General features: G+C 62.2%; 15 protein-coding genes. 10 read left to right on the top strand and 5 right to left on the bottom strand.

Going from position 1 to position 15,789, the window contains the following annotated elements; translation table 11 throughout:
- Positions 1-19 precede the first annotated feature (19 nt).
- The 4 genes from AC5PZ0_RS23790 to AC5PZ0_RS23805 all read right to left on the bottom strand — a co-directional run bounded on the left by AC5PZ0_RS23790 (position 20) and on the right by AC5PZ0_RS23805 (position 4,352).
- Positions 20-307 (bottom strand): YceK/YidQ family lipoprotein, encoded by a 288-nt coding sequence (locus tag AC5PZ0_RS23790; protein WP_027594939.1) that lies wholly within the window; start codon positions 305-307, stop codon positions 20-22.
- On the bottom strand, positions 304-933 hold the full coding sequence (gene ubiX, locus AC5PZ0_RS23795; RefSeq protein WP_027594938.1) for a flavin prenyltransferase UbiX: 630 nt from the start codon (positions 931-933) through the stop codon (positions 304-306). Before ubiX ends, AC5PZ0_RS23790 begins: the two co-directional genes overlap by 4 nt.
- Positions 930-2,279 (bottom strand): UDP-N-acetylmuramate:L-alanyl-gamma-D-glutamyl-meso-diaminopimelate ligase, encoded by a 1,350-nt coding sequence (gene mpl / locus AC5PZ0_RS23800; protein WP_085274005.1) that lies wholly within the window; start codon positions 2,277-2,279, stop codon positions 930-932. The genes ubiX and mpl overlap by 4 nt, the downstream gene beginning before the upstream one ends.
- 66 nt (positions 2,280-2,345) lie before the next feature.
- Positions 2,346-4,352, bottom strand: a complete 2,007-nt coding sequence (locus AC5PZ0_RS23805; protein ID WP_493855851.1) for a sigma-54-dependent Fis family transcriptional regulator — start codon at positions 4,350-4,352, stop codon at positions 2,346-2,348.
- A 255-nt stretch (positions 4,353-4,607) separates the two neighbouring features.
- On the opposite strand from AC5PZ0_RS23805, the gene exaC reads away from it, so the two are divergent.
- The 9 genes from exaC (at position 4,608) to AC5PZ0_RS23850 (ending at position 14,076) form a co-directional block, all read left to right on the top strand.
- Positions 4,608-6,128 carry an acetaldehyde dehydrogenase ExaC gene (gene exaC, locus AC5PZ0_RS23810; RefSeq protein WP_493855852.1) on the top strand — a complete coding sequence of 507 codons (1,521 nt, stop codon included), beginning with the start codon at positions 4,608-4,610 and terminating at the stop codon, positions 6,126-6,128.
- A gap of 165 nt (positions 6,129-6,293) precedes the next feature.
- Positions 6,294-7,742, top strand: coding sequence for an ethanolamine permease (gene eat / locus AC5PZ0_RS23815; protein WP_099428234.1), 1,449 nt, complete (start codon positions 6,294-6,296; stop codon positions 7,740-7,742).
- Between the two features lie 49 nt (positions 7,743-7,791).
- Positions 7,792-9,186: an ethanolamine ammonia-lyase subunit EutB gene (locus tag AC5PZ0_RS23820; protein WP_027594933.1), complete on the top strand. Its 1,395-nt coding sequence runs from the start codon at positions 7,792-7,794 to the stop codon at positions 9,184-9,186.
- Between the two features lie 8 nt (positions 9,187-9,194).
- Positions 9,195-10,013 carry an ethanolamine ammonia-lyase subunit EutC gene (gene eutC, locus AC5PZ0_RS23825; RefSeq protein WP_099430860.1) on the top strand — a complete coding sequence of 273 codons (819 nt, stop codon included), beginning with the start codon at positions 9,195-9,197 and terminating at the stop codon, positions 10,011-10,013.
- A 108-nt stretch (positions 10,014-10,121) separates the two neighbouring features.
- Positions 10,122-10,580, top strand: a complete 459-nt coding sequence (locus AC5PZ0_RS23830; protein WP_027594931.1) for a GNAT family N-acetyltransferase — start codon at positions 10,122-10,124, stop codon at positions 10,578-10,580.
- A gap of 327 nt (positions 10,581-10,907) precedes the next feature.
- Positions 10,908-11,555: a DedA family protein gene (locus AC5PZ0_RS23835; RefSeq protein ID WP_027594930.1), complete on the top strand. Its 648-nt coding sequence runs from the start codon at positions 10,908-10,910 to the stop codon at positions 11,553-11,555.
- 8 nt (positions 11,556-11,563) lie between these two features.
- Positions 11,564-12,379, top strand: coding sequence for a M90 family metallopeptidase (locus AC5PZ0_RS23840; RefSeq protein WP_085274008.1), 816 nt, complete (start codon positions 11,564-11,566; stop codon positions 12,377-12,379).
- Between the two features lie 92 nt (positions 12,380-12,471).
- A complete protein-coding gene (ppa, locus tag AC5PZ0_RS23845; RefSeq protein ID WP_016497835.1) occupies positions 12,472-12,999 on the top strand; it encodes an inorganic diphosphatase in 528 nt (175 codons plus the stop codon).
- 375 nt (positions 13,000-13,374) lie between these two features.
- The gene (locus tag AC5PZ0_RS23850; protein WP_099428232.1) at positions 13,375-14,076 is read left to right on the top strand and encodes a LexA family transcriptional regulator; all 702 of its coding nucleotides are present in this window, start codon (positions 13,375-13,377) and stop codon (positions 14,074-14,076) included.
- Between the two features lie 417 nt (positions 14,077-14,493).
- Here AC5PZ0_RS23850 and AC5PZ0_RS23855 read toward each other — a convergent pair whose 3' ends face one another.
- The gene (locus AC5PZ0_RS23855; protein ID WP_493855853.1) at positions 14,494-14,838 is read right to left on the bottom strand and encodes a helix-turn-helix domain-containing protein; all 345 of its coding nucleotides are present in this window, start codon (positions 14,836-14,838) and stop codon (positions 14,494-14,496) included.
- A 653-nt stretch (positions 14,839-15,491) separates the two neighbouring features.
- Between AC5PZ0_RS23855 and AC5PZ0_RS23860 the strand changes: the two genes are divergently transcribed.
- Complete coding sequence (locus tag AC5PZ0_RS23860) at positions 15,492-15,785, top strand: hypothetical protein (RefSeq protein WP_493855854.1); 294 nt, start codon at positions 15,492-15,494, stop codon at positions 15,783-15,785.
- Positions 15,786-15,789: the final 4 nt, after the last annotated feature.

The following is a 15,789-nucleotide window of genomic DNA, read 5'->3' on the forward strand; positions in this document are numbered from 1 at the left end:
TTACGCGTTAATACCGTAATCAAAGCCCGCCGGTGGCCTGGAAGCCGACGCCTGCTGCCGTCAGCAACGACAACGGCAGCAGCAGCGTATCCAGTAACAGGCTACCGGGCAGATCCAGGCCTGGGTAGGCGGGCGCCAGCGCGCCGAAATGATCTTTCGGGCAGCACCCGCCGTTCATCACATACAGGTCCAGCCGCGTTCCGGCATACACCACCGGCGCGCCCGGCTTGTTGGCATCCAGCGTACGCACCGTGGCGCAGCCACTGAGCAGCGCCAACGCGACCAACCCCGACAGTGCTCGCTTCAATCATCCGCCCCAAAGTGATGTTCACCCCAACGCGGCAGCATGTCCTGAGGGATGTCCAGCAGGTTGAGAATGCGTGCAACGACGAAATCGATCAGGTCGTCGATGGTCTGCGGCTGATGGTAGAAGCCTGGGGCCGCAGGCAAGATCACGGCACCCATCTGCGACAGCTTGAGCATGTTCTCCAAGTGGATCGTCGAGAACGGGGCTTCACGCGGCACCAGGATCAACTGGCGGCGCTCCTTCAAGGTGACGTCGGCGGCCCGCTCGATCAGGTTGTTGCAAGCGCCGGTGGCAATCGCCGACAAGGTACCCGTAGAACACGGCACCACCACCATCGCCGCCGGTGCGCCAGAGCCCGAGGCCACCGGCGACATCCAGTCTTCCTTGCCATACACGCGGATCTGGCCGTCGGCAGCGCCGGTGTATTCGGTCAGAAACGCCTGCATCGCCTGGGGCTTGGGCGGCAGCAACACATCGGTTTCGGTGGACATCACCAGCTGCGCGGCCTTGGAAATGAGGAAATGCACCTCACGGTCCTCACGCACCAGGCAATCGAGCAGGCGCAGGCCATATTGCGCGCCAGAGGCGCCCGTCATGGCCAGGGTGATGCGCGCCGGCCCGCTCACTTGAGCGCCTCGGCCAGTTTGCCGTGCAAGCCGCCGAAGCCGCCGTTGCTCATGATCACCACGTGGGTGCCCGGCCGTGCCTGGCCCTTGATGCGCTCGATGATCGCTTCGAGGCTGTCGGCAACCACGCTCGGCACGGTGCACTGCGCCGCCGTGGCGGCCAGGTCCCAGCCCAGGTTAGCCGGTGCGTACCAGATCACCTGGTCGGCATCGTTGACGCTTTCCGGCAGGCCATCGCGGTGGGCACCCAGCTTCATCGAGTTGGAGCGCGGCTCGATCACCGCAATCACCGGTGCTTCACCTACGCGCTTGCGCAGGCCGTCGAGGGTGGTGGCGATGGCGGTCGGGTGGTGAGCGAAGTCATCGTAGATGGTCACGCCCTGCACTTCAGCGACCTTCTCCATGCGCCGCTTGACGCTTTTGAAGGCGCTCAACCCGGCGATACCCATGGCCGGCACTACACCGACATGGCGGGCCGCAGCCAGGGTTGCCAAGGCATTGGCGACGTTGTGCTGACCGGTCAGCGCCCAATCGACCACGCCCTGTGCCTCGCCCTCGAACAGCACTTCGAAGCGCGACCCATCGGGGCTGAGCAGGCGCGCCTGCCATTGGCCGCCTTCACCGGTGGTTTGCACCGGGGTCCAGCAACCCATGCCGATGACCCGCTCCAGCGCCTGTTCGGTGGTCGGATGGATCACCAGGCCTTCGCTCGGGATCGTGCGCACCAGGTGGTGGAACTGGCGCTCGATGGAGGCCAGATCGGGGAAGATGTCCGCGTGATCGAACTCAAGGTTGTTGAGAATCGCGGTGCGCGGGTGGTAGTGGACGAACTTCGAGCGTTTATCGAAGAACGCACTGTCGTACTCGTCGGCCTCGACCACGAAGAACGGCGTGTCGCCCAAGCGCGCGGACACCGAGAAGTTCTGCGGCACGCCGCCGATCAAGAACCCAGGGCTCATGCCGGCATGCTCCAGCACCCAGGCCAGCATGCTGCTGGTGGTGGTCTTGCCATGGGTACCGGCAACGGCCAATACCCAGCGGCCCTGCAGCACGTGGTCAGCCAGCCACTGAGGGCCAGAGACATAGGGCAGGCCCTTGTTCAACACGTATTCCACCGCCGGGTTACCCCGCGACATGGCGTTGCCGACCACTACCAAGTCGGGTGCCGGGTCTAGCTGAGCCGGGTCATAGCCCTGGGTCAGCTCGATGCCCTGGGCTTCGAGCTGGGTGCTCATCGGGGGATAGACATTGGCGTCGGAGCCGGTGACGCGGTGGCCAAGCTCTTTGGCCAGGACCGCCAGGGAACCCATGAACGTGCCGCAAATACCGAGAATGTGAATATGCATGGTCGACCTCGCAAAACATCGAGGCAGGGTAGCCCAGGGCGCGGGAAATCGCACCCGCTGTTTCGCTCAGCCGACCCGGGTGATGCCGTGTTTGCGCAGTTTTCGATACAAGGTATTGCGGCTGATGCCCAGGTGCTCGGCAACGCGGGTCAAGTGCCAGTGTTTTGCCTCCAGCACTGACAGCAGAGCTTCGCACTCAGCGTCCTCAAGGCGCACTGGCGCGCTCTTGTGGGTGAGACTGTTTTGCTCTTCGTGTGGGAGCGTGCTTGCCCCGCGAACACCGGCAAAGCCGGTGCCATCCACCGCGTTGCCTGCTTCGCGGGGCAAGCCCGCCCCCACAGCGGCCGCATTACTCCGGAAAGTCACGGGCAGGTCGGAGAACCCGATGAAGGTGTTATCGCAAAGCGCCACGAGCGTGCGCAATACATTGCGCATCTGCCGCACGTTCCCCGGCCAGGCAAAGTCCAGCAACGCCTGACGCGCACAGGGCTCCAGTTCGACCCGTTGCCCCTGGGCCTCCTGACGCAGCAAAAAGTCCAGCAACTGGCCCTTGTCACTGCGCTCACGCACTGAGGGCAAGGCCACTTCCAGCCCGTTCAACCGGTAATACAGGTCTTCGCGGAAGCTGCCCTGCGCCACCCGCTCCAGCAGGTCGCGGTGGGTCGCGCTGACGATGCGCACGTCCACGGCCTGGGGCTCACCGCCAATCGGCACCACCTGGCGCTCTTCCAGGACCCGCAACAGGCGCGTCTGCAAGGCCAGTGGCATGTCACCAATCTCGTCCAGCAACAACGTGCCGCCGTCGGCCTGCAGCAGCTTGCCGCGCATGCCTTCCTTGCGTGCGCCGGTAAAGCTGCCACCGCGATAACCGAACAGCTCGCTTTCGATCAGGCTCTCTGGGATCGAGGCGCAGTTGATCGCCACGAACGGCTTACCGCGACGCTGGCTGGCCTGGTGCACGGCCTGGGCGAATGCCTCCTTGCCGCAACCGGTCTCGCCACGCAACAGCAGCGGCACATCACGCTCGAATACCCGCACGCAGCGGCGGAAGTCGTTTTGCAACGCCGGGTCGAGCAGGCAGATGCCTGGCGCTTCAGCACGCTGGGGCTGGGGCTGGCTGAGCGGTACTGACCAGACCGGCGTACGCGCCTGGCCTCGCAGGCTGGCAAACACCTGGCGGCCGTCGCGTGTCTGCAACGGCCAAACAGTACTGCCGCCAGGCACGGCGCGGCTGAACAGTTCGTCGTGGCTGCAGGCAAAAAACCGCTCCACCGGTTGCCCCAGCACGCCACCGCGAACGGTGCCCAGCAGGTTGAGCGCGCTCTGGTTGGCGGCGCAAATCCGCCCGTCACCCTCGAAGGCCAGCAAGCCCTCGCTGAACAAGCCGACCGACTCAGCCTGCAGATGAAAGCGCAGCAGCCACTGCTGCTGGAAATGACGCAGGAAATAACAGCTCTCGATCATCTTCGCCGAGAGGTTGACCAAGGCCATGGTGTGAAACTGGCTCTGCCGCGACACATCGGGCCGCGCCGACGACACGTCGAGTACCGCCAGCAGTTCGCCGTGCGGGTCGAACACCGGGCTTGCCGAGCAGGTCAGGCCGGTGTGGCGGCCACGAAAGTGTTCGTGCTGATGAATGGTCAGGGCCTGGCGCTCGACCAGGCAGGTGCCGATACCGTTGGTGCCTTCGCGCGCTTCGCTCCAGTCGGCGCCCAGCCACAGCCCTGCCCGCTCGAAGATGCGCCGCTCGCTGGGGGCGCTGACACAGTTGAGGATCACCCCGCGGGCATCGGTCAGCAGCACCGCATGGCCGGCGCCAGAGAGCTGCTGATGCAGGCTGTTCATCTCGGCGTCGGCAATTTTCAGCACCTGGTGCAGGCGCTCGCGGGTCTCCAGCAAGCGCCCGTGCTCAAGCACCACGGGGGCCTCGATCAGCGTCGGGTCGAGGTGGTAATCCTCGAGGCAGCGCAGCCAGGACCGGGCGATCGCCGGGTCACTGCCGCCCGCCCCGGCTTCACCGTGGGCAACGGTATGCACTTGCTGGGCATGGCGACTCAAGTGATTGCTCTGCATGTGTTGTGGTTCTCCGCAGATCGAGCGTTCAGCCAGCATCCTCCACCCGGCGGGCCTTTGCAATGCACCTGCCGGCAGCGTGTCGCAAATGGCACAAAGTGTCACACAGGCCGTACCAGGGCTGGCACAGCGGGCTTTCACAGCCCTCTGAAAATTACGCTAAGTGCTTGATTTAGCAGAACCTCAAAACACTGGCCCAACCTTTGCTCTACGCTTTTCAACTCCCTAACAAACACAATAGCCAGGAGACACACCATGCGTTACGCACATCCCGGTACCGAAGGCGCGAAGGTTACGTTCAAGAGCCGCTACGGCAACTACATCGGTGGTGAATTCGTAGCTCCGGTCAAGGGGCAGTACTTCGAAAACACCTCCCCGGTGAATGGCAAGCTGATCGCAGAGTTTCCCCGCTCCACTGCCGAAGACATCGAAAAAGCCCTGGATGCCGCCCACGCCGCCGCCGATGCCTGGGGCCGCACGTCCGTCCAGGACCGCTCCAACGTGCTGCTGAAAATCGCCGACCGCATCGAGCAGAACCTTGAAGTCCTGGCTATTACCGAAACCTGGGACAACGGCAAACCTATCCGCGAAACCCTCAACGCCGACATCCCGCTGGCGGTCGATCACTTCCGTTACTTCGCCGGTTGCATCCGTGCCCAAGAGGGCGGCGCTGCCGAAATCAACGAAGGCACCGTCGCCTATCACATTCACGAGCCTCTGGGCGTGGTCGGGCAGATCATCCCGTGGAACTTCCCGCTGCTGATGGCCGCGTGGAAACTCGCCCCAGCCCTGGCCGCAGGCAACTGCGTGGTCCTCAAACCCGCCGAGCAGACCCCGCTGGGCATCACCGTACTGATGGAGCTGATCGGCGACCTGCTGCCCAAAGGCGTGCTGAACGTCGTCCAGGGGTATGGCCGTGAAGCGGGCGAAGCGCTGGCCACCAGCAAACGCATCGCCAAAATCGCCTTCACCGGTTCGACCCCGGTCGGCTCGCACATCATGAAATGCGCCGCCGAAAACATCATCCCGTCTACCGTCGAGCTGGGCGGCAAGTCGCCTAACGTGTACTTCGAAGACATCATGCAGGCCGAGCCGAGCTTCATCGAGAAGGCCGCCGAAGGCATGGTGCTGGCATTCTTCAACCAAGGCGAAGTGTGCACCTGCCCGTCGCGTGCCCTGGTGCAGGAGTCGATCTACCCGCAGTTCATGGAAGTGGTGATGAAGAAGGTCCTGCAGATCAAGCGTGGGGATCCGCTGGACACCGACACCATGGTCGGCGCCCAGGCGTCGCAACAGCAGTTCGAGAAGATCCTGTCGTACCTGGAAATTGCCAAGGAAGAAGGCGCCGAGCTGCTGACCGGCGGCAAGGTGGAAAAACTCGAAGGCGCGCTGTCGACCGGTTACTACATCCAGCCGACCCTGCTCAAGGGCAACAACAAGATGCGCGTGTTCCAGGAAGAAATCTTCGGCCCGGTGGTCAGCGTCACCACCTTCAAGGACGAAGCTGAAGCCCTGGCGATTGCCAACGACACCGAGTTCGGCCTGGGTGCCGGTGTGTGGACCCGCGACATCAACCGCGCCTACCGCATGGGCCGTGGCATCAAGGCTGGCCGCGTGTGGACCAACTGCTACCACCTGTACCCGGCGCATGCCGCGTTTGGCGGTTACAAGAAGTCCGGCGTTGGGCGTGAGACCCACAAGATGATGCTCGATCACTACCAGCAGACCAAGAACCTGCTGGTGAGTTACGACATCAATCCGTTGGGCTTCTTCTAAACCTGGGATAACTGCGGGGGCTGCTTGCAGCCCACCGCAGCGGTTCATCACCACCACAAGCCAACGCGGTTCCCGTGCACGAACCGCTCTGGCTCGCTTCCTGCAGTACCTATCACCATGGGCTGGAAGTCCCTCCGGCCACCAAGAAAAACAACAGGTGAAACTATGCCAAGCGATCATTCCGGTAATGTGCCGGCAGGCTCTTCTGTCGACTTCGAAAAAGTCGGTTCGGACTATTTCCAGCAACGTGAACTGAAAAAAGGCGCAGCCGGCTGGGTGCTGTTGGTCGGCCTCGGGGTCGCCTATGTGATCTCCGGCGACTACGCCGGGTGGAACTTCGGCCTGGCCCAAGGCGGCTGGGGCGGTATGTTCCTCGCCACCCTGCTGATGGCCACCATGTACCTGTGCATGTGCTTCTCGTTGGCCGAGTTGTCGTCGATGATCCCCACTGCAGGCGGCGGCTACGGCTTTGCCCGCAGCGCCTTTGGCCCATGGGGCGGTTTTCTTACCGGCACGGCCATCCTCATCGAATATGCCATTGCCCCGGCGGCCATCGCCGTGTTCATCGGCGCCTATTGTGAGTCACTGTTCGGCATCGGCGGCTGGGTCATCTACCTGGCGTTCTACATCGTGTTCATCGGCATCCACATCTTCGGCGTCGGCGAAGCGCTGAAGCTGATGTTCATCATCACCGCCATTGCCGCCATTGCCTTGGGCGTGTTCCTGGTGAGCATGGTGCCCCATTTTGATGCAGCCAACCTGTTCGACATCGCCAAGACCGACGCCGCTGGCGCCAGCAGTTTCCTGCCGTTCGGCTATGTCGGCGTGTGGGCCGCAATCCCTTACGCCATCTGGTTCTTCCTCGCCGTCGAAGGCGTGCCGCTGGCCGCCGAAGAAACCAAGAACCCAAAACGCGACCTGCCCCGCGGCCTGATCGGCGCGATGCTGGTGCTGCTGGCCTTCGCCCTGCTGATTCTGGTGATCGGCCCTGGCGCGGCGGGCTCCGAAGCGCTCAAGGCCTCCGGTAACCCACTGGTCGAGGCACTGTCCAAAGCCTATGGCGGTTCCACCTGGATGGGCAGCTTCGTCAACCTGGTCGGCCTGGCTGGCCTGATTGCCAGCTTCTTCTCGATCATCTATGCCTACTCGCGGCAGATCTTCGCGCTGTCCCGCGCCGGCTACCTGCCGCGCAAACTCTCCGAGACCAACAAAAGCAAGGCGCCGGTCCTGGCCCTGATCATCCCTGGCCTCATCGGTTTCGGGCTGTCGCTGACCGGCCAGGGCGACCTGCTGATTCTGGTCGCGGTGTTCGGGGCCACGCTGTCCTACGTGCTGATGATGGCTGCACACATCACCCTGCGCATCCGCCGTCCGAAAATGGAACGCCCGTATCGCACCCCGGGCGGCGTCTTCACCTCGGGCGTAGCCCTGGTACTGGCGTGCATCGCCGTGGTGGCGGGCTTCCTGGTCGACCCGCGGGTTGTGATTGGCGCCGCGGTGATCTATGGAGTATTAATTGCCTACTTTGCGTTCTACAGCCGCCACCACCTGGTAGCGGGCACACCGGAAGAGGAATTCGCCGCGATCCAGAAGGCCGAAGAGGCCTTGCACTGATCGCCGACACCTGCCGCGGGCCAGCCCCGCGGCGCTCTGGAGAATCTGTATGGCAAGTTTCGTACACACGGTAGGCCACCTGGTCTACCGCTTCGACAGCCTCAAGGACGTGATGGCCAAGGCCAGCCCTGCACGTTCTGGGGATTTCCTGGCCGGTGTCGCCGCCAGCAACGACGGTGAGCGGGTCGCCGCGCAGATGGCCTTGGCCAACATCCCGCTGACGCACTTTCTGACCGAGGCGCTGATCCCCTATGAAGAGGACGAGGTCACCCGCCTGATCATCGACACTCACGACGCCCAGGCCTTCGCACCGGTCAGCCACCTCACCGTGGGCGGCCTGCGTGACTGGCTGCTCAGCGAAGAAGCCGACGAAGACAGCCTGCGCGCGCTGGCGCCGGGCCTGACACCGGAAATGGCGGCGGCGGTGTCGAAGATCATGCGCGTCCAGGACCTGATCCTGGTGGCGCAGAAGATCCGCGTGGTTACCCGTTTCCGCGGCACCATGGGCCTGCGCGGGCGCCTGTCGACCCGCCTGCAACCCAACCACCCGACCGACGAACCCGCTGGCATCGCCGCCAGCATCCTCGATGGCCTGCTGTACGGCAACGGCGACGCCATGATCGGCATCAACCCGGCCACCGACAGCATCGCCTCGATCTGTGCCCTGCTGGAAATGCTCGATGCAATCATCCAGCGCTACGACATCCCCACCCAGGCCTGCGTGCTGACCCACGTCACCACCTCGATCGAAGCAATCAACCGTGGCGTGCCGCTGGACCTGGTGTTCCAGTCGATCGCCGGCACCGAAGCCGCCAACGCAGGCTTTGGCATCAACCTCAACGTGTTGCAGGAGGGTTACGAAGCGGGCCTGTCGCTCAAGCGCGGCACCCTTGGGCAAAACCTCATGTATTTCGAGACCGGCCAGGGCAGCGCCCTGTCCGCCAACGCCCACCACGGCGTCGACCAGCAGACCTGCGAAACCCGTGCCTACGCCGTGGCCCGGCACTTCAAGCCGTTTCTGGTCAATACCGTGGTCGGTTTCATCGGCCCGGAGTACCTGTACAACGGCAAGCAGATCATCCGCGCCGGCCTCGAAGACCACTTTTGCGGCAAGCTGCTGGGCGTGCCGATGGGTTGCGACATCTGCTACACCAACCACGCCGAAGCCGACCAGGACGACATGGACACCCTGCTGACCTTGCTGGGTGTGGCCGGGATCAACTTCATCATGGGCATCCCCGGCTCCGACGACATCATGCTCAACTACCAGACCACGTCGTTCCATGACGCGCTGTATGCGCGCCAGACCCTGGGCCTGAAGCCCGGCCCCGAATTTGAAGCATGGCTGGCGCGCACCGGCATCTTTACCCAGGCCGATGGCCGGGTGCGCTTTGGTGACAACCTGCCGCCGGCGTTCCGCCAGGCGTTGGCACAGCTTGCATAGGGATGACCATGGACCCTCGCACCGTAACCCCCGATAACCCCTGGCTGGCCCTGCGTACCCTGACCCCGGCGCGTATCGCCCTGGGCCGCACCGGCACCAGCCTGCCGACCGGCGCCCAATTGGACTTCCAGTTCGCGCATGCCCAGGCCCGTGATGCCGTGCACCTGCCCTTCGACCATGCCGGGCTGACCGCCCAGCTCAGTGACCGCGGGCGCGACAGCCTGGTGTTGCACAGCGCCGCCCACGACCGCGACCAATACCTGCAGCGCCCGGACCTGGGCCGGCGGCTGAACGAAGACTCGATCGAAACCCTGCGCCAGCATGCCCAGGCCAACCCGGGCGGTGTCGACCTGGCCATCGTCGTCGCTGACGGCCTCTCGGCCCTCGCCGTGCACCGCCATACCCTGCCGTTTCTGACCCGTTTCGAGGAACAGGCCGCTGCCGACGGCTGGACCAGCGCGCCGGTGGTGCTGGTGGAACAGGGCCGCGTGGCCGTGGCCGACGAGGTTGGCGAGTTACTGGGCGCACGGATGACCGTGATGCTGATCGGCGAGCGCCCGGGGTTGAGCTCGCCCGATAGCCTCGGCCTGTATTTCACCTACGCGCCGCGGGTCGGCCTGACTGACGCCTACCGCAACTGCATCTCCAACGTGCGCCTTGAGGGCCTGAGCTATGGCATGGCGGCCCACCGCTTGCTGTACCTGATGCGTGAAGCCTGTCGCCGGCAGCTTTCCGGGGTGAATCTGAAGGACGAAGCCGAGGTCCATAGCCTGGAGAGCGATACCCCCGCCAGCCAAAAAGGAAACTTTCTGCTCGGAAAAGGGTAAAAATCATGTCACGGAAGGCGGATTGCGCTTCTCGCACGCATTAGGCAGCATGCTGTTGAGAGCGGCTGGCAATCCGCTGTTTCCCCAAATGGATCCTGAGGGCCGCACATGCGTATCATCAAGGCAACCCTGGAACACCTCGACCTGCTGACCCCCCTGTTCGTCAAATACCGCGAGTTCTATGGGCAATTGCCCTATCCGGACAGCTCACGCAGCTTTCTGGAAAAGCGCCTGAAGCGGGACGAGTCGGTGATTTACCTGGCACTGGCGGATGACGATGCCAACAAATTGCTCGGCTTCTGCCAGCTGTATCCAAGCTTTTCGTCGCTGTCGCTCAAACGCGTGTGGATTCTCAACGACATCTATGTGGCCGAAGACTCGCGACGCATGCTGGTGGCCGACCACCTGATGCGCGAGGCCAAGAAGATGGCGAAAGAGACCAATGCCGTGCGGATGCGGGTGTCGACCAGCGCCAACAATGAGGCAGCGCAAAAGACCTACGAGTCCATCGGCTTTCGCAAGGACACCGAGTTCGAGAGCTACATCCTGCCGATCCATCAGGATTGACCAGCGCAGGCCTTATCACCTGTACCTGTAGGCGCAGCCTTGTGCTGCGAAGAGGCCGGTGCCAGCACTGTTAATCTCTACTGCTGGCACCGGCCTCTTCGCAGCACAAGGCTGCTCCTACAAGGATCGCGCATGGCCAGAGATATGGGTGGGCCTGCCAGCAGTGAGGTCGGTACAGGCAGTATGAATCTTCCCCTTCCGTAACCCGCCGCTACAAACTCCCCGGGCATGATCCTCACTTCGCCGTATAATGCCCCACTTGTCATGTGTGAAAATTTACCCATCCCCTGGTAACCGAGCCTACGCCCCAGAACACAGGTGCTGTACATGGATTTCAACCCGCTGGACCTTATCCTGCATCTCGATGCCTACCTCGATCTGCTGGTCACCAATTACGGTCCCTGGATCTACGCCATCCTGTTCACCGTGATCTTCTGCGAAACCGGCCTGGTGGTGATGCCGTTCCTGCCAGGTGATTCGCTGCTGTTCATCGCCGGCGCCGTGGCGGCCGGTGGCGGCATGGACCCAGTCCTGCTGGCGGGCCTGCTGATGGCGGCGGCGATCCTGGGCGACAGTACCAACTACGTGATTGGCCGAACGGCCGGCGAGCGGTTGTTCAACAACCCCAATTCGAAGATCTTCCGCCGCGACTACCTGCAACGCACGCATGAATTCTATGAACGCCATGGCGGCAAGACCGTGACCCTGGCGCGCTTCCTGCCCATCCTGCGTACCTTCGCGCCGTTCGTCGCCGGTATTGCCCACATGCACTACCCGCGCTTCCTGGGCTTCAGTGTCGCCGGTTCGTTGCTGTGGGTCGGAGGCCTGGTGACGCTGGGCTACTTCTTCGGCAATGTGCCGTTCATCAAGCAGCACCTGTCGCTGATGGTGGTGGGTATCATCTTCCTGTCGCTGGTGCCGATGGTGCTCGGCCTGCTGCGCGGTCGCCTGGGCCGTGCCGCCAAGGCTCACTGACCCCAGCCATGTGGTCTTTCAGCGCCTGGCGGCGTCGGCGCACCCTGAAGCGCTACCCAATCACAGCCGAGCAATGGCAGGCGGTTCGCCAACACCTGCCGTTGCTCGACGGTATCAGCGATGAAGAAGATCGCTGGTTGCGTGAAGCCTGCATCCTGTTTCTGCTTGAAAAGCACCTGACCACCCTGCCCGGTGTCGAGCTGAGCGATGAGCAGCGCCTGTTCCTCGCTGCCCAGGCGCAGCTGCCACTGCTGCACCTGGGTGACCTGAACTGGTACCAGGGTTTCCACGAAATCATCCTCTACCCCGACGACTTCAAAAGCCCTCAGCGCCACCGCGATGCCAGTGGTGTGGAGCATGTGTGGGACGGCGAACACAGCGGTGAAGCCTGGCAACAGGGGCCGGTGATCCTGGCCTGGAACGGGGTGCTGGCCAGTGGTGGCTGGGAGGCCTACAACCTGGTCATCCATGAGTTGGCGCACAAGCTCGACATGCTCAATGGCGACGCCAACGGCCTGCCGCCGCTGCACAGTGGCATGCCCGTGGATGAGTGGGCGACGGCCATGCAACAGGCCTATGACGACCTCAACCGCCAGCTGGACCTGAACCCCGACGCCGAAACGCCCATCGACCCATACGCGGCAGAAAACCCTGCAGAATTCTTCGCCGTCACCAGCGAATACTTCTTCAGCGCCCCCGACCTGTTGCAGCAGGCGTATCCGCAGGTTTACCAGCAACTGTCGCTGTTCTACCGCCAAGACCCACTGGCGCGCCTGAGCCAGTTGCAGGCCGAACACCCCGATTACCGCGAAGGCCACGCCTGACGCGGCCGCACATCAGGCCAGGCGTGGCATGCCCATGCGGAATGTGCCTATAATCGCCGCCACTTTTTGGTCAACTACGGGGGCACTGCCCAATGAGCTACAGCAAGATTCCGGCGGGCAAAGACCTGCCGAACGACATCTACGTCGCCATCGAGATCCCGGCCAACCACGCGCCGATCAAATACGAGATCGACAAGGACAGCGACACCCTGTTCGTCGACCGTTTCATGGCTACCCCGATGTTCTACCCAGCCAATTATGGCTTCATCCCGAACACCCTGGCCGACGACGGTGACCCGCTCGACGTGCTGGTCGTGACCCCATACCCAGTTGCCCCAGGCTCGGTCATCCGTGCCCGCCCGGTTGGCATCCTGAACATGACCGACGACGGCGGCGGCGACGCCAAAGTCATCGCTGTGCCGCACGACAAGCTGTCGCAGCTGTATGTCGACGTCAAGGAATACACCGACCTGCCAGCCCTGCTGATCCAGCAGATCGAGCACTTCTTCGCGAACTACAAAGATCTCGAGAAGGGCAAGTGGGTCAAGATCGAAGGCTGGGACGGCGCCGACGCCGCCCGTGCTGCGATCACCAAATCGGTCGCTGCCTACAAAGGCTGATACCGATTGCTGAAAAACCCCGCCTCGGCGGTAATGCTGTTCACTTAAGAATGCCGGGGCCGCTCTGCGGCCCATCGCGGCACAAGGCCGCTCCCACACCGACCGCGTTATGCCCCTATTTACAGGGCATGCGCGAACATTGTGGGAGCGGCCTTGTGCCGCGATGGGCCGCAAAGCGGCCCCAATACAGGCGATGGATAACTTAAGTGAACAGCATTACGCCTCGGCGGGGTTTTTTATGCGCGAGGGAACACCCTCCAGTAAAAATTCCTACATCGCCCTACTCCAACGCCCTACAACTAAGCACCTTTCGCACAAGCCGCATCAACATCCGGTTCATATGCCAGCTGGCACCCGGCCGCTACACTCGCGGCCATGAACACATCCGGTGACCGCCTCAAAGCCCTCCTGCACGAATGTGGCTTGACCCCTTCCGATTTCGCTGCCCAACGCAGCGTCACACCCCAGCACGTCAATAACTGGTTCAGACGGGGTGTTCCGTTGGCTCGCCTCGATGAAATGGCCGACTTGTTTTGCGTGCATCGCCGTTGGCTGCGCAGCGGCGAAGGCCCCAAGCACCCCAACCCGATCTTGCGCAGCGGCCCGCCACGGCCACCGCACACCAACCCGCCCACCCCGCTGTCAGCACACAGCGGCCGGCTGCTGCAGGTGCCGTTTTACGCACTGCAGCACGGCCTGCTTGCCCCCGTGGCCAACCATCACCTGCGCCTGCCCACCACGGCGTTAAAGGCGCTGGGCGTTGCTGCGCAAAATGCCATCTGCCTGGCCATGCCTGCCGCCAACATGGCCCCGCTGATCCCGCTGGAGGCCACCTTGGCGGTAGACCTGAGCATGACCGAAGTCATCGAGGGCGAGACCTATGCCTTGCTGCACAACGGCACCCTGAGGGTGAACAACCTCAGCCTCGGCCCGCACGGCACCCTGTACCTACACAGCCATGACCGGCGCAACTACGCCGTCGAGCGCTACACCCGCGCCCAGCGCCAGGCCCAAGGCCTGGAGATTCTCGGCTGGGTCTTCCACTGGTCGCATTTCCGCCGCCATCGCCCCAGCTGAAACACGCTGTGCCATTTTTTGCTGGGCATACTGCGCAAGCCCTTGTATGCTACGCGGCACATTTAGCCCCGACCGGCGCAAGCCGCGGTCCAGAGGGCTCGGCGACACCCCACACGGGCGTTGACCATCTCTATCAGGTCCTTGTGACCACACAGTTAAGGCGGTTGCGGCTTACCATAAATTAGTCGGAAGCGTCCCCGAGAAGCCGGCCACAAGCCGGCTTTTTAATTGCTACAGCCCTTGATTTAAGAGGCTCCCGTCTCGATCCCTCCGCCAGCCCATACTCTGGCCCATACGTTGGCAGCAACTCGCTCCGTTACTATCAGCAGCGACCAGCAGGGCAGCTTCGCCGCCATAGGGCTTATATAGCCGATCTGTGGGTGCAGAATGGAGGACGTGGGGAAATTTGAAGCTTCGTCAGTCTTCGTCCTGGGATTGCCCCAGTAGCTTCAGGAACTCGATAGCGAGCCTGCGATTCTTGGGAGTGAGGGCCTGGAAGTTTCTACGCACCAGGATCACCTCGTTACTCTGATCAGAAGCCTCTTCTCCACCTTCAGACTCAGACTCCGCGACAGCGTACACCTCGGATGTTTTCATACCCAGTGCATGGCTGAGCTTGTGTAACAGCTCCAGGGATGGCAGTTGCTGTGATCTCTCGATCTTGGACAGGTTGCCCGCGTAAGTCCCCGCCTCCAGAGCAACCGCCTCCAGAGTGAGGCCCTTTTCCAGTCGAACCTTGCGTATTGCGGCGCCGATATTCATCCAGCGATTCTGTGGATGGTTTTCCAACAGGGCAAAGTTACAGAGGAAAAATTTTTGCGGTTATTTTTTCCTTGTGAGAACATTTTCTGGGCCGCAGATTGCTGTAGACGCAATTTCGTGTGTCGGGATGGTCTTCAAGGGAGGAAAGCGAATGGGTGTTCAGCAAGGAAATGATCAGAAGGCAAGATATGAGCAGCAATGCATCTGCGATTATTGGATCAGACGATCACGCCTGGGCAGGCTCAGCATTCGATTTGATGGTGGACCGTTCTACATTGAGATGGTTGATTCGCTTAAGGAGGCGTTTGACTGGCACGGCCGCTTGGTCAAACGAGGAGAAAAAATCTCCGGATCAGAGTGGCTACGACGGATCGACCAAAGCGATGTTCGGATCACCGAACTCCAGAGGCGAGCCATTCAGACACTTATGTAGAGCAAGCAAGGGGTAAGCTTCTACGATCAGTAAGCCTCCCCGGCTTTCCTGGATGCCGTTTGGCTTGAGCCAGGCCGTGCGGTCCTGATTTGCCTGCTGCCAGTAATAAGTCGCTCCCGCTTCAGCTGGCGCAACAAACCCGATCGACCCCGTCATTCGCTGAAGGTTGAACTACTGCTCTCAGCCCAGCATGGTCAACTCCCACGATGGAGCATTTGGCATGCAGAATTACGAACCCCATGCCCCCCATTCTGATACCATAACGCAAATGCACAGACATCTGCGGGGCGCCATGAAATTTGACGATGTGAAGAGCGACACGCTGAACTTGAGGGTGTCACCCAGCTTCAAACTTGCTTTGAAAGCTGCGGCCGACCATGAGCAACGAAGCATGGTGAACATGTTGGAGGTTCTGGTCGCGGTTTTCTGCGAATCTAAGAACATCACTGTTCCTGCCGAACAAGTTGCTCAAACGAGGGCCCTCAAAAAGCCGAACGTCAAAGCCGAGGCCTGAACTG

It is taken from the genome of Pseudomonas sp. 5.2, from assembly GCF_059025405.1.